At 61.0% G+C, this 17,781-nt stretch carries 18 protein-coding genes; 6 read left to right on the forward strand and 12 right to left on the reverse strand.

The window, feature by feature from the left end:
• Nucleotides 1–7: 7 nt before the first annotated feature.
• Genes HMPREF2565_RS09760 through HMPREF2565_RS09775 form a run of 4 tightly spaced genes read right to left on the reverse strand, consistent with a single transcriptional unit; the run spans nt 8 to nt 3,621 of the window.
• Nucleotides 8–1,003 carry a sulfite exporter TauE/SafE family protein gene (locus tag HMPREF2565_RS09760; RefSeq protein WP_071407251.1) on the reverse strand — a complete coding sequence of 332 codons (996 nt, stop codon included), beginning with the start codon at nt 1,001–1,003 and terminating at the stop codon, nt 8–10.
• On the reverse strand, nt 996–1,688 hold the full coding sequence (locus HMPREF2565_RS09765; RefSeq protein WP_049156062.1) for a sirohydrochlorin chelatase: 693 nt from the start codon (nt 1,686–1,688) through the stop codon (nt 996–998). Before HMPREF2565_RS09765 ends, HMPREF2565_RS09760 begins: the two co-directional genes overlap by 8 nt.
• Nucleotides 1,689–1,699: 11 nt before the next feature.
• A complete protein-coding gene (locus tag HMPREF2565_RS09770; protein WP_070754060.1) occupies nt 1,700–1,954 on the reverse strand; it encodes a hypothetical protein in 255 nt (84 codons plus the stop codon).
• The gene (locus tag HMPREF2565_RS09775; protein ID WP_071407252.1) at nt 1,951–3,621 is read right to left on the reverse strand and encodes a nitrite/sulfite reductase; all 1,671 of its coding nucleotides are present in this window, start codon (nt 3,619–3,621) and stop codon (nt 1,951–1,953) included. Before HMPREF2565_RS09775 ends, HMPREF2565_RS09770 begins: the two co-directional genes overlap by 4 nt.
• 229 nt (nt 3,622–3,850) lie before the next feature.
• On the opposite strand from HMPREF2565_RS09775, the gene HMPREF2565_RS09780 reads away from it, so the two are divergent.
• The gene (locus tag HMPREF2565_RS09780) at nt 3,851–5,203 is read left to right on the forward strand and encodes an FAD-dependent oxidoreductase (protein ID WP_071407253.1); all 1,353 of its coding nucleotides are present in this window, start codon (nt 3,851–3,853) and stop codon (nt 5,201–5,203) included.
• A gap of 130 nt (nt 5,204–5,333) precedes the next feature.
• On the opposite strand, the gene HMPREF2565_RS09785 is transcribed toward HMPREF2565_RS09780, so the two are convergent.
• Nucleotides 5,334–6,701, reverse strand: coding sequence for a phosphomannomutase/phosphoglucomutase (locus HMPREF2565_RS09785; RefSeq protein WP_071407254.1), 1,368 nt, complete (start codon nt 6,699–6,701; stop codon nt 5,334–5,336).
• A 48-nt stretch (nt 6,702–6,749) separates the two neighbouring features.
• Entirely contained in the window at nt 6,750–7,193 is a 444-nt protein-coding gene (locus HMPREF2565_RS09790) for a DUF3499 domain-containing protein (RefSeq protein ID WP_080975101.1), read from the reverse strand.
• Nucleotides 7,194–7,286: 93 nt separating this feature from the next.
• On the opposite strand from HMPREF2565_RS09790, the gene HMPREF2565_RS09795 reads away from it, so the two are divergent.
• Nucleotides 7,287–7,757 carry a metallopeptidase family protein gene (locus tag HMPREF2565_RS09795; RefSeq protein WP_049156053.1) on the forward strand — a complete coding sequence of 157 codons (471 nt, stop codon included), beginning with the start codon at nt 7,287–7,289 and terminating at the stop codon, nt 7,755–7,757.
• 96 nt (nt 7,758–7,853) lie between these two features.
• Here HMPREF2565_RS09795 and HMPREF2565_RS09800 read toward each other — a convergent pair whose 3' ends face one another.
• From HMPREF2565_RS09800 to HMPREF2565_RS09810, 3 genes are all read right to left on the reverse strand, one after another.
• Entirely contained in the window at nt 7,854–8,102 is a 249-nt protein-coding gene (locus tag HMPREF2565_RS09800) for a WhiB family transcriptional regulator (protein ID WP_005528147.1), read from the reverse strand.
• A 501-nt stretch (nt 8,103–8,603) separates the two neighbouring features.
• On the reverse strand, nt 8,604–9,698 hold the full coding sequence (locus HMPREF2565_RS09805) for a mannose-1-phosphate guanylyltransferase (protein ID WP_049156050.1): 1,095 nt from the start codon (nt 9,696–9,698) through the stop codon (nt 8,604–8,606).
• A 55-nt stretch (nt 9,699–9,753) separates the two neighbouring features.
• Nucleotides 9,754–10,665 (reverse strand): glycosyltransferase family 2 protein, encoded by a 912-nt coding sequence (locus HMPREF2565_RS09810; protein WP_198531350.1) that lies wholly within the window; start codon nt 10,663–10,665, stop codon nt 9,754–9,756.
• Between the two features lie 53 nt (nt 10,666–10,718).
• Here HMPREF2565_RS09810 and HMPREF2565_RS09815 point away from each other — a divergent pair, with 53 nt between their 5' ends.
• From HMPREF2565_RS09815 to HMPREF2565_RS09825, 3 genes are read left to right on the forward strand one after another with little or no spacing between them, the layout of a single operon-like run.
• Complete coding sequence (locus HMPREF2565_RS09815; RefSeq protein WP_246819139.1) at nt 10,719–12,371, forward strand: LCP family protein; 1,653 nt, start codon at nt 10,719–10,721, stop codon at nt 12,369–12,371.
• A gap of 45 nt (nt 12,372–12,416) precedes the next feature.
• On the forward strand, nt 12,417–13,127 hold the full coding sequence (locus HMPREF2565_RS09820) for a TIGR03089 family protein (RefSeq protein WP_070545221.1): 711 nt from the start codon (nt 12,417–12,419) through the stop codon (nt 13,125–13,127).
• 24 nt (nt 13,128–13,151) lie between these two features.
• Entirely contained in the window at nt 13,152–13,874 is a 723-nt protein-coding gene (locus tag HMPREF2565_RS09825; protein WP_071407256.1) for a sulfite exporter TauE/SafE family protein, read from the forward strand.
• A gap of 101 nt (nt 13,875–13,975) precedes the next feature.
• On the opposite strand, the gene HMPREF2565_RS09830 is transcribed toward HMPREF2565_RS09825, so the two are convergent.
• Together HMPREF2565_RS09830 and HMPREF2565_RS09835 are read right to left on the reverse strand one after the other, a co-directional pair.
• Nucleotides 13,976–14,926, reverse strand: a complete 951-nt coding sequence (locus HMPREF2565_RS09830; RefSeq protein ID WP_070821593.1) for an endonuclease domain-containing protein — start codon at nt 14,924–14,926, stop codon at nt 13,976–13,978.
• 114 nt (nt 14,927–15,040) lie between these two features.
• A complete protein-coding gene (locus HMPREF2565_RS09835; protein WP_071407257.1) occupies nt 15,041–15,442 on the reverse strand; it encodes an IS30 family transposase in 402 nt (133 codons plus the stop codon).
• Between the two features lie 60 nt (nt 15,443–15,502).
• On the opposite strand from HMPREF2565_RS09835, the gene HMPREF2565_RS09845 reads away from it, so the two are divergent.
• A protein-coding gene (locus HMPREF2565_RS09845; RefSeq protein ID WP_141745905.1) for an IS3 family transposase occupies nt 15,503–16,728 on the forward strand; the annotation gives its coding sequence in 2 pieces (ribosomal slippage) (nt 15,503–15,782 and nt 15,782–16,728; 1,227 coding nt in all).
• Here the strand turns inward: HMPREF2565_RS09845 and HMPREF2565_RS13530 are convergent.
• The coding region (locus HMPREF2565_RS13530; protein ID WP_084738730.1) for an IS30 family transposase at nt 16,712–17,781 on the reverse strand (1,070 nt) is incomplete at its 5' end. The two genes, HMPREF2565_RS09845 and HMPREF2565_RS13530, sit on opposite strands and share 17 nt — an antisense overlap.

A 17,781-nucleotide genomic window follows, 5' to 3' on the forward strand; every position in this document is an offset into this window, starting at 1 on the left:
CCGAGTTCTACTCAACTCCGACGCGCTCTTCCTCCGATTCCGAAGAGCTGCCAGCTTCGGAGCCCTCGCGGCCGGTCGGCTCCGTCGTTTCAACGACACGGCTGCCACCGCGTTGCTGCGAAGCAGCATCCCCCTCCGAGCTCTGTGCAGACTGGGCCCGGCGCTGGTTCGCCCAGACCGTGAGAGCAACACCGAGGACCAGCGCAGCGACCTGCAGAAGAAGGATCTGCTGATGCGCCAGCGCCCACCCTAGGGCCTTCGGAATGTTGAGCGTCACGATAGCCGTGCCCACGAAGCCTCCAAGGAGCGTGGGGTTAATGCGGGAGATGAGCCACGCCGCAATCGGTGCGGTGATCATCCCACCGATAAGCAACGCTACAACCGCGGCAGCGTTAGCCACGATCTCCTCCCAGAGGCCAACGATGAAGCCCGCCGTGGCGCCAAAAGTGACGAGGAATTCTGCGGTGTTGACGGTGCCGACGATGCGCCGCGGCTGCTCGCGGCCGACCGCCATGAGCGTCGAGGTGGAAATCGGGCCCCAGCCACCGCCGCCCGAAGCATCGACGAAGCCTCCCACCACGCCGAGCCCCGCGAGAAAAGGAGTGGAGTGCTGTCGGGTCTCCTGCGATGTACTGATCCGTGGGCGTGAGAAGCGCCAGACTAGGTTGATGCCGAGGACCACGAGAATAGCGGAGGTCACGGGCGCGGCAGCCTCGAGCGAGAGGTTAGACAGAACCGTCGCTCCAATGAAGGCCGACAAACCTCCCGGCACGCCGAGCTTGAGCACCGTGGGCCAATGCACGTTGCCAAAACGCCAGTGGCTGATTCCCGAGACCAAGGTGGTGCCTAGCTCCGAGGTGTGCACCACGGCGGAGGCCGTCGCCGGTCCCAAACCCGCCAGCAGCAGGATGGTGGTGGAAGTGACGCCGAAGCCCATGCCGATGCCGCCGTCGACAAGCTGCGCGGCAGCACCCGCAATCGCGATGAGGATGAGGCTACGCATGGGCCACCTCCGCATAACGGTGGGAAACAATGCCGGCGAGCGCCTCACCCAGCGGAGGGAGAACCTGCCGGGACTCCCCGCCCCTGTGCCCTGCATCCTCGTCGAGGCGATCTAAGAGCAGGCCGGGGCTCACAAAGAGTGGCACGACGACCTCCTGATTGCCATCTGAGCCAACGGGCTCGCGCTCACCACGCGTGGCGTAGGCAACCTTCGCTGTGCAGCCGGTGAGCTCACCGACGCGTCGTGCTAGATCCGCGACGTCAGCGTTGGCACGCTCATCGGAGGAGCCGACAGAATAGAGCACAACGGTATCTGTCCCCTCCGGAACGCGCTTAGCCAACAGACGCGCCATGTCCTCGCCGGTACCGAGGCCACGGGCTTGGTGAAGGCGCACTCCGGACGCCGCAGAGGCCTGGGCCAAAGCTGCAGGAACATCGATGCGCTGGTGGTAGCCCTCGGTAAAGAGCAGAGGCACAACGACCGCCTCGCGTACCCCTTGCGCTGCTAGGCTGCGCGCCGCCTCATCGAGCGGCGGGTCATTGAATTCCAAGTGTGCGGCGGTAGCCGGCACCCCGGCTAGCTCGCCAGCGGCGTGGGTCAGGGCCATAACGTTCGCTGCGGCCTCGGGGTGGCGTGAGCCGTGAGACAGGGTTAGTAAAGCAGTAGTAGCGGTCGGGGCGGTCATGGTGTGCTTCCTCAAGTGTGAGCTTTCGCGGTGGAGTGGCCGCGGCGAGCGAGAGAGCGCTGCAGCGCCTCCGTGGAGGAGACCGCCGGCGCAGGCGCTACGGGGGCATCGTCTTGGCCGTGGAAGCGTACGGAAAAGATGCGGAGGCATTCTTCGCACTTCCAGGCAAAATCATCTTCCTCATCGGGAAACAGGTTTGTTCCGGCGCAGTAGGGACAAAAGGCTGGGTGGTTGCGGTTGGGGTTGGGCTGGCGGCGGAAATTCACTGCAGGTCCTCCTCGTCCGCGCGCAGGACCCAGTGGCGGAACTGTTCGCCGTCTTCGCGCTGCTCCTTATATTTATTGACCAAGCGGATGACGTAGTCGGGCACTTCATCGGCCACCACCTTGTGTCCGCGCAACTTGCGGCCCCAGTCCGGGGATAGGCCGAGGGCGCCGCCTAGGTGGACCTGGAATCCTTCGACGCGGTTGCCGTCAGCATCAGTGACAATCTGTCCCTTGAGGCCAATATCCGATACCTGCGAGCGTGCGCAGGCGTTGGGGCAGCCGTTGAGGGCGACGGACAGGGGGACGTCGAGATCGCCGAGGGTATCTTCCAGGATGTCGACGAGCTCGATGGCGCGGGCCTTGGTGGTCACGTGCGCGAGCTTACAAAATTCCAGGCCGGTGCAGGAGATGACGCCGCGGCGAAACTCCGAGGGCTGGGAGTACAGGCCCGTCTCATCCAAGGCACGGGACAGGGCGGGGATATCCTCTTCTTCTACGTCGAGGAAGAGCAGCTCCTTCATCGGGGTCGTGCGGATGCGAGTGATTCCGAATTTCTCGGCCACGTCGGCGATGGCGATGAGCTGCTCGCCGGTGGCATGCCCCACGGTGGGTTTCACGCCGACGTAGAACTTGCCGTCCTGCTGGCGGTGCACGCCCACGTGATCGCGGTTGCCGGGTGCGATGGGGAGCGGGAGGCCGTCGAGAAGCGGCGCGTCGAGGTATTCCTCTTCCAATACCTTTCGGAACTTCTCGATGCCCCACTGCGCTACGAGGAACTTAAGGCGCGCGCGGTTGCGGTTGCGGCGGAAGCCATAGTCGCGGAAGATGCGCGCCACACCGGCCCATACCTCCGGCACGCGCTCGAGCGGGATCCATGCGCCGAGGGATTGCGAGAGCATCGGGTTGGTGGACAGGCCACCGCCCACGAGGCAGTCGAAGCCGGGCCCGTACTCAGGGTGCTCGGTGCCAACAAAAGCGATGTCCTGGATTTCGTGCGTCACGTCCTGCCGGGAGTTGCCAGAAATGGCGGTCTTAAACTTGCGCGGGAGGTTGTGGAACTCCTCGCGCGGGAGGTAGTTGTTCTTAATCTCCTCGATGGCTGGGGTGGCATCGATAATCTCGTCAGCCGCCACACCCGCTACCGGTGAGCCCAGGATGACGCGGGGCACGTCACCGCAGCCCAGCAGAGTATCGAGCCCGACGGAGCGCAGCTTCTCCCAGATCGCGGGGACATCCTCAATCTGGATCCAGTGCAGCTGGATGTTCTGGCGGTCCGTAAAGTCCGCGGTGGAACGGGCATAATCGCGGCTAATCTCTCCTACCGCGCGCAGTTTGGCGGGATCCGCGCGGCCTCCGTCGAAGCGCACGCGCATCATGAAGTACTCATCCTGCAGCTCGGTATTGCTGAGCTTGGAGGTCATCTCCCCGCCCAGGTTCTGGTTGCGCTGGGTGTACAGGCCCAGCCACTTGAAACGGGGAGCGAGATCCTCGGCGGGGATGGAAGAAAATCCCTGCTTGGAATAGATATCGATAACGCGCTGGCGCACGGCCAGGGCATCGTCGGCCTGCTTGATCTCCTCGTCGGAGTTCAGCGGGGCGGTGCCATCGATCTTCCACTGGCCTTCCGGCTTCTTCGCGCGGGGTGGCCGCTTCGTCGCGGTGGTCATGTTTGCTGCCTTTCGTCGGATAGTGAAAACCTACCGGTCTAGCTAAAACAGACAAAGCGGTCTTTTTTATTTTCTTCCGAATATGCAAAGCACGCTGGGTTTATGCCACAATGTTCTCCGAATGTAATTAGGCCTAGTTGCCCTACAGCAGACAAGCCGGTTCAATGAAACCCACGCTTGTTTTAAACCTAAGCTTTCGTTAGTTACCACAACATTCCGAAAGGCCATCATGACCCAGCAGCCCCTGAAAGTAGCCGTCATCGGCGCCGGCCCAGCCGGCATCTACGCCTCCGACATCCTGGTGAAGAAAACCGGCGGCAACGTTCAGATCGATCTCATCGAGCAGATGCCCGCTCCCTTCGGGCTCATCCGCTACGGCGTGGCTCCGGACCACCCGCGCATTAAGGGAATCATCAACTCCCTGCACCGTGTGCTCGACACCGAGCAGATTCGCCTCCTGTCCAACATCAACGTGGGCCGCGATGTCACCGTGTCCGAGCTCGAGGAGTACTACGACGCCATCGTCTTCGCCACCGGCGCAGTCGGCGACTTGGGTATGAACATCCCGGGCTCCGATCTAGAGGGCATTCATGGTGCCGGCGAATTCGTCGGCTTCTACGACGGCAACCCGCGCTTTGAGCGCTCCTGGGATCTCTCCGCCACTGACGTCGCGGTGATCGGCGTGGGCAACGTCGGCCTCGACGTGGCCCGCATCCTGGCCAAGACCGGCGATGAACTCAAGGAATCCACCGAGATTCCCGACAACGTCTACGAGTCCCTGGCCAAGAACCAGGCCACCACCGTCCGCGTCTTCGGCCGCCGCGGCCCGGCTCAGGCCAAGTTCACCCCGCTGGAGCTCAAGGAGCTCGACCACTCCCCGACCATCAACGTGGTGGTGGACCCGGAGGATATCGACTACGACGAAGCCTCCCTCAAGGCCCGCGAAGAGGCCAAGTCCTGCGACCTGGTGTGCCAGACCCTGGAAGGCTACGCCATCCGCGAGCCGAAGGACGCCCCGCACACCCTGCAGATCCACCTCTTCGAGCAGCCGGTGGAGTTCATCGGCGAAAACGGCAAGGTGACTGCCGTGAAGACCGAGCGCACCGCACTCAACGGCGATGGTTCCGTCTCCGGCACCGGCAAGTTCACCGAGTGGCCGGCTCAGGCCGTCTACCTGGCTGTGGGCTACCGCTCCGATGCCATTGAGGGTGTCCCCTTCAATAAGCAGAAGAACGTCATCAACAACGACGGCGGCCACGTGGTTGACCTCGACGGTGAGGTCGTGCCGGGCCTGTACACCACCGGCTGGATCAAGCGCGGCCCGGTGGGGCTTATCGGCAACACCAAGTCCGATGCCACCGAGACCATCGGCATGCTGCTTGCCGACGCCGAAGCAGGCAACCTCTCCCACTCCCGTGACGAGGACATCGTCGAGCTCTTCGAGTCCAAGGGGCTGGAGCACCTGACCTGGGAGGGCTGGAAGAAGCTCGACGCCGCCGAGCGCGCACTGGGTGAGGCCGAGGGCCGCGAGCGCAAGAAGTTCGTCGAGTGGGAAGAGATGGTCAACCACTCGCGCGGCTAAGCCGGCTCGACCCAAATTAAAACTGCCCTATCTGACGAAGTTATCGCTCCCGCCGCAATGAACGCGGGGAAGATCGTCAGATAGGGCAGTTTTTCTTCAAGGAATTCGTGTGAAGGCACGTGCCTTCACACTAGGCGCGGATAATGGCGAGGACCTCGTCGACGATGGCCTGTACCTCGTCAGCGGTCTTGGCCTCAACGTTGAGGCGCAGCAGCGGCTCAGTGTTGGAGGCGCGGACGTTGAACCACGCGTCGGTGCCCTTCAGCTGTACGGTCACGCCATCGAGTTCGTCGACGGACTCAATCTTGTCCGCCAACTCATCGAGCACGCGCTGCGTTGTAGCCTTCTGGTCATCCACGGTGGAGTTGATCTCCCCCGAGGCCTCGTAGCGTGAGTACTGCGCCATGAGCTCGCTCAGTGGCTTGTCCTGCTCACCCAGAGCAGCCAGTACGTGCATGGCAGCGAGCATGCCGGAGTCCGCATTCCAGAACTCCTGGAAGTAGTAGTGCGCGGAGTGCTCGCCACCAAAGACCGCCTTCTCCTTGGCCATCTGGGCCTTGATGAAGGAATGGCCCACGCGGGTGCGCACGGCCTTGCCGCCCTTCTCAGCGATGAGCTCCGGAACCGTCTTCGAAGTAATCAGGTTATGGATGACGGTGGCACCGGGGAACTTGTCCAGGTAGCGCTCCGCCACCAGCGCACAGATGGCGGACGGCGGCACCGGCTGGCCCTTCTCGTCCACCACGAAGCAGCGGTCGGCATCACCGTCGAAAGCCAGGCCAATATCCGCCTTCTGCTCAACGGTGAACTTCTGCAGGTCCACCAGGTTCTTCGGATCCAGCGGGTTGGCCTCGTGGTTAGGGAAGGTACCGTCCAGTTCGAAGTAGAGGTCACGCACGTCGAAAGGCAGCCCCTCGAAGACCGCCGGGACGGTGTGGCCGCCCATGCCGTTCGCGGCATCCACCGCGACGACGAGCGGGCGAGAATTCTCCAGCGGCACCAAGCCGCGCAGGAAGTCGGCATAATCACCGAGCACCTCGCGCTCAGTCACGGTGCCTGGCTCGCCGTCGAAGGCCGGGGTGCCGTCGATCAGCATGTCCTTAATCTGCTCCAGGCCGGTCTCCTGGCCCACCGGAACAGCGCCCGCGCGGCACAGCTTGATGCCGTTGTACTTAGCTGGGTTGTGGGATGCGGTGAACATAGCGCCCGCACAATTCAGGTGGCCAGCAGCAAAATACAGCTCATCGGTCGACGTCAGGCCGAGCTGGATGACATTGAGGCCCTGCGCGGCAGCGCCCTCCGCAAAAGCGGCGGCCAGCTGCGGGGAGGACGGACGCATATCGTGGCCCACCGCCACGGTGGTCTCCCCTTCCCCGCGGAGGATGGCGGCGTAGGCCGCGCCAGTATCGCGCACGAGGGTTTCGTCGATGTCCTCACCCACGACGCCACGGACGTCATAGGCCTTGATCACTGCATTGAGCTGTTCACGAGTTCGCATAGCCCACAAGCATACCCCGGTCGGACGCGGTGATCCGCGTCCGACGGGCTACTCGGCGTCCGGCACCACCGTCAGGTGTGCGCGGCGGCGCTGGCGGGCGTCGTGGACGCGGCGGGTCCGGAACACAGGATGGTTTGAGTTACGCGGATCGGCGCCGTCGAAGGTAGCGGAGTAGTCAATGGGATCGGCACCGGAGCCGGCCGTGGAATCATCAACCAGGCCAGTGGTCACGCGCCCGGCCTCCCGGACGGCTTCGGCGAGCGCAGTGAGGTCATCATCCTCATCAAGCTCGATGCGGTCAACACGCACCATCTCCCAGCCTTGCGGGGCCGTGATGCGGGCGCTGTGCTTTTCGCACAGGTCCCAAGCGTGGGGATCGGTTTCTTCGGAGAGCGGACCCACGACGGCGGTTTGCTGCGCGTAGGCATAGGTCAACGTCGCCACGGCGGGACGGCCGCAGCCGGGGCGGGAGCAATGGCGAGAGCTAGTCACGCGCCCAAGTCTAAACCCTAACTTGAGATTTAGATAGTCCAACGCGGCGCGCCTCGCCACAACCCTCCTTCAGCCCGGCCTAAACTAAGCCGCATGAGCACGCCCCGCCCGCATATCCGCCCGGCCCGCCACCGCCACGGCCGCGGTGCACGTGGGCCGCTGCTGCCACACAACACGCCGCGCTATCGCAGCAGCGCCGAGCGCTTCGATATGGCGGTGCTCGAGGCCTACGCCCCCATCCATAACGCCTTTACTGAACAGCTCACCGGGCTCGACCTTGCCGTTGATACCGTGCCCCGGATGCGCCTGTCGGTAGACATGACGGTCATGCCGGATGAGATCATCGCCGACGGCCCCGTTCCACTAGGGCGCATCGTGCCTGCGGGCGTGGATTCCGCCGGTCAGCCTACGCGCGCCCGCCTGGTCATTTTCCGCATGCCCATTGAGGAGCGCGTGCAGTCGGCACAGGAGCGCGAGGAACTGCTATCGACCGTGCTTACCGCACTAGTGGCCAATTACCTGAACGTCGATCCCGGAGACATCGATCCGCGCTTTACCTGGTAAACCACTCCTGAAAACCCATCGCTCCCCCTCACCGCTGGGACTGAGGGCCCAAACGATAGGGGGAGCGATGACGCTGCACTACTAGATCCGCTGCGCTTAACCGATCTCACGCTTTAATCGGCGGCGCTCACGGTCTGACAAGCCGCCCCAAATTCCAAAGCGCTCATCGTGCTCCAAAGCATATTCGAGGCATTCATCCCGCACTGCACAGGCCTGGCAAATGCGCTTAGCCTCGCGCGTCGATCCTCCCTTTTCTGGGAAGAAAGCTTCCGGGTCCGTCTGGGCGCACAGCGCCTGGTCTTGCCACTCCTGCTCGACGGCACCAAAGAGTTCATCGAGCGACATCTCTGCAGCAGCACCGCCACGGAGAATAGCGCTGTTATTCGTTGTATTGTCCACGCCGCTTCCTTTCTCCGAGGTCGTTTCTCTCTTGATTCAGTGGCACCGACCCTACACCGAAACAATTTCTCGGTGCCGCGCCCGCCGTGCCGTTGATTACACTGATGTCATTTCACACCGGATCACTAAATATCGTCAACCTGTCGCGGAAGATTTTTGTTGGGCTCCAGCGAAAACGCTGTACAGCATCCCCAACTTTCACATCAGTCACAGATCTCCTAGTTAAGGGGTGATCATTGGGGGTACTACATGTAGTGGCCACCCCCGACCCTGTGAACAATTCCAAGGTTTCTTCGGCGTGTCGCCACCCAGTCGGGCAAAACACATGGATCTCATTCGCACCATAAAAACCATGCGTCACGGCATGAAAAGAGGCGCCGGGAAGATAACTTCCCAGCGCCAAGACCTGTGCCTATCCCCTGGCTTTGCCCCAGCTAGCTGAGGTGTTTAGGCATCCGAGCTAAAACGCACGCCGGCGTCCGGAATGCTGACACCTGGGAAGACGCGCATGCCGCCCTGCAGTTCGCAACGCGCGCCGATGGTGGCGCCTTCGCCGATGACGCAGTTGTCGATGTGTGCGTTGGCACCAATGTGCGCGCCCGAGGCAATGATGGAGTTGTTAATGATGGCGCCCGGCTCGATAGTGACGCCATCGAAGACCACCGTGCCGTCCAAGCGGCAGCCCGCCCCAATTACGGAACCGCGGCCCACGGCCGTGCCGGACAGCAGCAGGACGCCACCGGCGATACCCGCAGACTCATCCACCACGGACTCACCCGTGCGCCCCACCAGCAGCGGCGAATGCGCGATACCGCGCACCAAGTCGGAGGAGCCGCGGACGAAATCATCCGGGCGGCCCATATCGCGCCAGTAGGAGTTATCCACGTGGCCTACCACCAGGCGGCCGGACTCCAGCAGCTGCGGGAAGGTCTCGCGCTCCACGGAGACCACGCGGCCAGCCGGAATCGTCTCGATGACATCCTTCTTGAACACGTAGCAACCGGCGTTGATCTGGTTCGTCGGCGGATCCTCGGTCTTTTCCAAGAAGGCCGTTACTCGGCCCTCGGAATCGGTAGGAACGCAGCCAAAGGCACGGGGATCAGCGACGTTGAGCAGGTGCATCGTCACGTCGGCGTCCTTGGAATGATGCGTATCGAGGATGCCGTTGAGATCCATGCCGGACAAAACGTCGCCGTTGAACACCATGACCGTGTCCTGGCGCAGCTTGTCATAGACGTTGCGGATACCGCCGCCGGTACCCAGCGCGGTCTCCTCCACCACGTACTCAATTTCCAGGCCCAGATCGGAGCCATCCCCGAAGTACTCCTCAAAGACCTCCGCCTTATAAGAAGTGGAGAGCACCACGTGCTCAATCCCGGCTTCCTTGATACGGGCGAGCAGGTGCTGGAGGAATGGGTAGTTGGCCGTGGGCAACATCGGCTTCGGCGTGCCAATCGTCAGCGGGCGCAGGCGGGTGCCGCGACCTCCCACTAGAATGACGGCATCGGCCGTCGATCCCCACTGGGGCGCTGATTCAGTCATATCGTTCCTTAATCTCTTTCAGATAAGTCACCGTTAGTGTATAGGCGCGCCTGACTCAGGAGCCGTCGCGGCACGCGCTTAAAATCAGCCCGCGCACCCGCAGCCCCAACCACAAGGCCGCGCGCAGCGGCGCCTGGTACCAGTGCGGGTGCCTATCCGCTTGGAAGCGGTAAGCCGAATCGTGGTGGGCGCGCAGCATCGCGCCGCGATGCGCTTTCGTCGAGTGGCCTTTGGCGTGGGTAATCACCGCCGTCGGGCACAGGATGTTGCGCCAGCCGGCGCGAGTGAAGCGGTCCCCTAAGTCCACGTCCTCCAAGTACATGAAGTAGCGCTCATCAAAGCCACCAATCTGCTCGAAGGCCTCCCACCGCACCAGAAGGCAGGAACCAGACAGCCAACCTGCCGGGCGCTCGCTGTCCATATCGGCGTCATCGCGATAGGCGCGCGACCACGGATTGGACGGCCAAATAGTTCCGAACAGCGCGTGGCCGATACCCGTGAGCAGCGTCGGTACGGCGCGCGCCGAGGGGTAGTTACTGCCATCCGGCTCCACGATGCGCGGGCCTACCGCCGCGGCATCCGGGTGGCGGCGCGCGCACGCGATCAGCTCATCCAGGGAGCCTTCGCTAAACGTCACATCCGGGTTAGCAATGAGAAAGAACTCTTCATCGACGCCTTTCGCTCTAGCGAAACGCGCGCCGGCATTCATTCCGGCGCCATAGCCAAGGTTTCCCCCAGTATCGAGGAATTCCACGTCCGCGTGCTCCCGCGCGGCAGCTTCCGGCACCCCATCGGTCGAGCCGTTATCGGCGAGGATGGTGAGGGTAGGCAGGGACGTCGCCAAGCGCAGCGATGACAAGAAATCGCTGAGGTAACGGCCAGGGGAAAAGGTCACGGTGACCACGGCCAGGGGTTTCTGTATATTCTTCACGATGAATTTGAGCGTACCCAACGCCAGCGTGCGCACGCGCCCGCGACACTGCTTCACGTTTTTGCAGCGAGCTCACCTAAACTAGTCCCGTGACTTCCCCGAACTCCCCGCGCGCCGCCCGCCATATCCAGGCCGCGCCCTCGCAGTCCGCGCCCACCGCCCAACGAGGATCGACGCCGGTGAAAGCCGTCGTCGCGTTCCTGTCTGCTGTCGTCCTGGTGCTCTCCGGCGTGGGCTACTTCACCGTGGGAAAACTAGGAAATGACATCTCCTCTGCCTCCAATCTGGCACTCGGCAATCAGGGCGGTTTTAAGGACAACGGTCTCGATGGCGCGGTAGATATCTTGCTCGTGGGCAAGGACTCTCGCACGGATGCCAAGGGGAATCCGCTTTCCGAACAGGAGCTGGCGGACCTGCATGCCGGTGTGGATGAGGGCGAGGAAAACACCGACACCATCATGGTGATCCGCATCCCCAACGATGGCTCGCGAGCTACTGCAGTATCCATCCCGCGCGACACCTACGTCCACGACGAGGACTTCGGAAACACCAAAATCAACGCCATCTTTGCCCTGCACAAAGCAGACAAGATGGAACAGCTGCAACAGGAAAACGCGGAAGCCGAAGCAGCTGGTGAGAAGCCGCCCCACACCGAAAAGGAGATGGAGAAGGAGAGCACCGAGGCCGGCCGCGCTGGTCTCATTTCGATGGTGCACAAGCTCACCGATGTCAACGTCGACCACTATGCTGAGGTGGGCCTCTTGGGCTTCGTGCTGCTTACCGACGCCGTCGGGGGCGTCGACGTCTGCCTCAACGACGCCGTCGATGATCCGATGTCGGGCGCTAAATTCCCGGCTGGGCGCCAAACCTTGCAGGGCTCCGAGGGCCTGTCCTTCGTGCGCCAGCGCTATGAGCTACCGCGCGGTGACCTTGACCGCATCGTGCGCCAGCAGGCCTACATGGCATCGCTGACGTCGAAGGTGCTGGATTCGGGCACGTTGACCTCTCCGGGCAAGCTCAACAAGATTGCTGATGCCGTGGAGCGCTCCGTAGTCATCGACGACGGTTGGGACATCATGGGCTTTGTCACCCAGCTGGCCGGGCTAGCCGGCGGCAACGTGACGTTTACAACGATCCCGGTGACCTCCATTACCGGCGTGGGCGACTACGGCGAATCGGTGGTGACCATCGATACCGCGGAGGTACACCGCTTCATGGATGATTTGGCCAAGTCCCAGGAGAAGGCTGAGGAGGACGAGAAGTCCGAAGACGCCGCCACCGACAAGGCTGCCGAGGAAGGCGAGAAACCCGTGGCGGAGGACCTCAACCTGCACGTCCTCAACGCTGGCACCGTCGACGGCATGGCCGGTGGAATCGGCGCCTGGTTGAAGAACGTGGGCTACACCGTTGAGCGCACCGCCAACGCGCAGTCGGGTCTATACACCGAATCGCAGATTGTTGCCGCAGATGCCAACGACGAGCGCGCCCTAGCCCTAGCCGAGCAGCTCGGTGGCCTGCCGGTCACGGCCAACGAAGAGCTCGAGCCGGATACCTTCATCGTGGTGGCTACGGATGACTACTCCGGCCCGAAGGATGACTCCGCGCAGGAAGAAGAGGCTGCTGCGGAGCCCGACCAAGGCGGCGACACCCAGCAGGTCGGCACCCCGGGCGATGACTTTGGTACCGCGGAGGTTTCGCCTGAGATCGACGCGGGCGGCGATGGCCCGCGCTGCGTGAATTAAGAGCGCCGTGGCGGGCTTGGCGCCCGCCACCTACGATGGGCGGACATGGAACTCCTTCAGCATCTCCTGTCCGCCGATGCCTCCGCTCCCCGCCTCAGTGTTTATAACGAATCTGACGGCACCCGCATGGACTTCTCGGCGCAAACACTGGAGAACTGGACCTCCAAGATCGCCAACATGCTGCTGGAAGAGCTCGACCTCGAACCAGACACGGATTCCCGCATCCTCATCGACCTTCCGGTGTCCTGGCAGGCGGCCGTCATTGCACTTGGGGCTCTAGCCACGGGCATCTCCTTCGACATAACCGACGGTGCGGCCGCTACAGAGCCGCACGCCGACGATATCGCCGTGGTGTTCACCTCTCCGGAGGCCTACCTCAAGGCTGCGGCGGACGCGGGCACCGGCTCTGCATCGGCCCCACTGGTCGACACGGTTCTCGTCACGCAGGATCCTTTTGGCCGCGGCGTTGTCGAAAGCGGCGGCGAGCTGCCGCTGGGCACCATCGACTTCGGCCCCACCGTGCGCTTCTATGGCGATCACTTCTATGGCACCACTACCCCACTACCGGAGCTTTTCCCCACCGAGTTGGGCGCTGAGCGCGTGCTTTCACAGGGTTGGACGGACAGCGCTTCCTTCCAGCGGGCCGTCCTCGAACCACTGGCTGCGGGCGGCTCCGCCGTCATTGTGGCGGGCCTGTGCTCGGCCGACCGCTTGGAGGACATCGCAGACAACGAGAAGGTCACCGTCCGCTCCTAAAGCTTGTCGTGAGATAGTAGAGCAATGTTCAGCTGGCTCTACGTCTTCATCGGCCTGCTCATCCTCGTGGGCACAATCTGCCAAGGAACCATCGGATTCGGCCTAGGCACCATCGCCACCCCGATCTTGGCGCTGATTAAGCCGGAGCTTGTTCCCACGCTCATCCTCCTGCTGGCTTTTGTCATTTCCACCACGACGATGCTCAAAGCGCGCTCGGCAGTGTCGTGGGACATTGTGGCCATTTCCTCCATCGCGCGCATTCCCGGCTCGCTCGCGGGTGCGTGGGCGATTGCTTCCCTCTCCCACCGCGGGCTCTCCCTTTTCATCGGCTGCGCCGTCATCTTTGCCATGACCTTGTCCAGCCTCGGCTGGTCTCCCAAGCGCACCACCGCCAACATTGCTGTCGCGGGTGCTGCTTCCGGGTTTCTGGGCACGTCGACGTCCATCGGTGGACCGCCCATGGCGCTGGTGCTTAAAGGCTACGACCCAGCCCGCATACGCGGCACGCTGTCGGGCACCTTCATCATCGGTTGCACCATCTCGCTGGCAATCTTGGGCTTGAGAGGGCAAATCACTAGCGTACAGCTCACCGCCGCCGCGGCCTACCTGCCGGTAGCCATCGTGGGCCTCATCGCCGCCGGCTACCTCAACCGTTTCATCAACGCCAAGGTGCTCAACCGCATCGTCCTCGTCGTGGCGATCAGCGCGGCCTTGGCGCTCATTGTTGAGGGGCTGGTTGCTGCCTAGCGCCCGCGACCCGCTTTCGGGTTCAACTGCCGGGCTCACGCTTCACACTGCCCGTCCTGACAAAGTTCTCGCCTACGCCTCAAGATCTGGCAATAACTTCGTCACCTAGGGCAGTTGGGTGGCTCCGGAAAGTCTGGCGGTTGCGGGTAATCGGGCGGCTCAGGCAAGTCGGGCGGTAAATACCCGAAGTGCTCGCTGTATTCCCATGGCTTTGGTTTAGGAGGCAGCACGCCCTCATGCCAGAAACCAATAAATTTGAAGTAGCGCTTCTCAAAGTCCGGATTCCTGGCATTAGCTATCTGGTCGATGACATAGTCCAGATGATGAGCCACGCAATGACCTGTGTAGCGCAGCGTTAACCACCCAATCAGTGCGCCCTCGTTGTTCTTCCAATGGTCCCGCAACCATGACGCTTGCTGGGAATGGAATTTCATCCCGTTGATTTCTACCGCGACCTTGAGCTCTGGGAGCACGATGTCCCAAGTGTAGTGACCGATAACAACGTTGCACTCGACCTTGAGCCCGCGCCTTTTCAAGCCTCTTGCCACCTTGACCTCCGCACCAGAATCTGTGAACAACGCAGCTTGCTCCAGCATGCGCTGACTGGCAACGGGGACAACTTTGAGCGCTTCGCGGTGACTATCCAAGCGAGCACGTCCTGCCTTCGAGGAATAGATGGACTCAAACACGCGAATCCCCAGTTCAGGACTAACTGACTTCATAGCGACAAGAGGATTAAGAATCCGGATCCCAGACGAGGTAACAAAACTTTCGATGCTCACCCGCGAGTGCACATAAAAAGTTGATGCCGGCATTCTCTCCACGCTGGCTAGCCTCAGCGGAAAAGTGACAGGCTCGCCAAGGAGCACCTGCGCAGCCGTTGTTCCTGTCGCCTTAAGGAATGGCCGGTGCTCCTGTAACAGCTTCAATAGTTCTAATGGCTCGGGCCTGCCCCAGACATAGAGCCCCTTGGCCAGTCGCGTTACCTCTCCTCGGCGCACGCGAGTTGCAAGCGCACCTTTAGACAGATCGCGCACAATGCCGTGTTTCATGTCATTTCCCCCGTTAAGCTCCAAGGTAACACGGTTCACCACTGAGTGCTGAGCAACTGCCATTGCTGCCAAAGTTATCGCTTCTGATTCAGGCGGTTTCAAGTGGTGGATGCATCACTTGAATAGTTCTTGGATTTTCTCTTCTGGTGTGTACCAGTTGAGGACTTTTCTGGGGCGCCCGTTGAGTAGGTCTTGAATGTGTTGAACGCCCTTATCGGTCAGGGTACTAAAGTCGCTTCCTTTTGGTAGGAAGTCTCGGACTAGCCCGTTGGTGTTTTCATTGGTAGGCCGCTGCCAGGGTGAGTGCGGATCGCAGAAATAGACTGCGAGCCCACGCTCGATGCTCAGCCTGTCTACCTGGGCTAGTTCCACACCTTGGTCCCAGGTCAGTGTTTTGGTGATGTTGCGTATTTTGCCAGTAAACATCTCGATTAACTTATCGACAGTCGTGGCGGAATCATGCACATCAAGTTTGCGGATCATGGTGTAGCGCGTACTGCGTTCCACGCAGGTCACAAGGGCCGTTGTGAAGCGTTCTGGGTTTAGTTCCTACCTCAGCTAAGGAAGGATTGAACTATGCCTAGAAAGTATTCCGCCGAGTTCAAGGAGAAGGCGGTCCATCAGATCATCGAAATGGTCCGCTTGGAGTCCTGCTCACTGCAACGCGCCTACACGGAGGTCGGTGAGCTGCTTGGAGTATCTCACCACACGTTGCGGGCTTGGTATCGTGACAGCGCTTCAGTACGTGATGACTCTGGCGCTTCAGGCGGCGAAACAATGGAAGAAGAGCTCAAGCGTCTGCGCCGCGAAAACCGTGAGCTGAAACGAGCAAACGGGATTCTTAAGACTGCTTCGGCTTTTTTCGCAGCGGAACTCGACCGACCCACGACCAAATGATCTCTTACATCGACGCGTATAAGGATCAGTTTGGGGTCGAGGCCATCTGCCGAGTCCTTAAACAAGCAGATCGTGGATTCATTACTTCACGCGGCTACCGCAAAGCCACCACACGTGTTCCCAGTGCAAGGGCCTTAAGCGATAGCCTTCTCATCCCAGAGATACAGCGTGTGCATGCGCAGAATTTCTCGGTTTACGGTATCCGCAAAATGTGGCACGCGATGAACCGTGAAGGCTTTCATATTGGTCGCGATAAGACTGCACGTCTGATGAAGCTAGCTGGTGTTTCCGGCCGCAGACGTGGACGAACCCCCGTGACAACGACTAGCCCGAAGAAACCGGATCATCGCCCAGACCTAGTGCAGCGAAACTTTCGTGCACAAGCACCAGGAAGGTTGTGGGTTGCTGACATTACCTACGTTCGCACCCTGTCAGGATTCGCCTACACCGCGTTTGTTGTGGATGTCTACAGTCGAAAAATTGTTGGTGTTGCTACACGCTCGACGATGCGCACCGACGCGCTGCCGATGGAGGCTTTGGAGCATGCGTTAACGACTGCAGGGCGAATCCATGGAAACCAGCTGATTCACCACAGTGATCGGGGCAGCCAGTACGTGTCACTGAAGTATTCCACCGCTCTCGCGGATTCCGGAATCCGGCCGAGTGTAGGAACAGTCGGCGATTCTTATGACAATGCTCTAGCTGAGACCGTCAACGGTCTCTACAAGGCGGAACTGATTCATGCCCAAGGCCCGTGGACATCGGTCGGAGAAGTCGAACTGGCCACCTTGCGGTGGGTGCATTGGTGGAACACTAAGCGGCTCCACGAAGCATTGGACTACGCCACCCCACAAGAAGTCGAAACCGAGTACTATCTCACCCAGCCCATCAACACAGGGGCGTAAAAGAAGCGGAACTAAACCCAGGACGCTTCATTGTGCCTCCTTGCCCGATGATGAGATCGCCTTCCCAATGCCCTGGAATAGCACGGTCTTCAACGCTGGCAGGGCGCTTGCTGATGCGGTAGTCCTCACCAATCCAGCTTCGATTACCGCGGGCTGGCAGGCGCGATTGCGGCCTTCGGCCGGTACGCCCAGAACGCAGGGCTTTTTCTACCTTCAACTCCTGGCGCAAGGCACCTTTAGCTTGGATGTAGAGAGCTTGGTAGATGGTTTCATGACTAATCGACATATCCCCACCTTTACCGAAGCAGCGGGCAAGAAAGTTCGAAATCTGCTCTGGTGACCACTTCGTGTTCAACCCCTCGATGACAAAGGCACGCAACTGCGGGTTGGTATCGAGTTTACGGGGTTTAGGCCTGGCTAAACGGTCTACAGCCCGCTTTTGCGCCACGAGGGCATCGTAGCCATGCTCAGTCATCCCACGAGCGATTTCTCTACTAATCGTCGACTGATTCCGGCCAAGCTGGGCTGCAATCTCACGATGAGAATGGCCCTGCTTCAGCAGATAGGCTATCGCTATCCGGTCATGGCGAATAAGACGCTTTCCGCGTCCTACCTTCGATTCGGATTCAGTGGGATGATCATTGAGTACCAAACGCCCAGACATGCGATTATGGTGCCACGTTCTCACCGTGTCAGCGCAACGATCAACTACCTGGCCGACTTCCTTATAGCTTTTGCCAGCATCAACAAGTTTCAAAGCTTTAGCAATGCGATCCCGCTCAATTTGTATGGCTCCACCGCGACTGTTGTTGGCGAGTTCAATACCGTCTTGCGCAAGGTATCGGTAAGCCGTCTGTGGGAAACCTGTCTCTTTCAGTGCGCTATACGCAGACTGGCCGCTTTCTACAAGAGCAACGAGCTTTTGGTATTGATCTTTGTACTTATCCTCATTCAGGCTCCGATGGCGCTTGCCGCGGCTAAGTCCCTCAGCCTGACGCCACACCCTCGCCTGAGCCTTCGAGACCCCCAACTCCTTGAGGATCACCGACATCG

The organism is Corynebacterium sp. HMSC072A04, assembly GCF_001809235.1.
Taxonomy (GTDB): domain Bacteria; phylum Actinomycetota; class Actinomycetes; order Mycobacteriales; family Mycobacteriaceae; genus Corynebacterium; species Corynebacterium hiratae.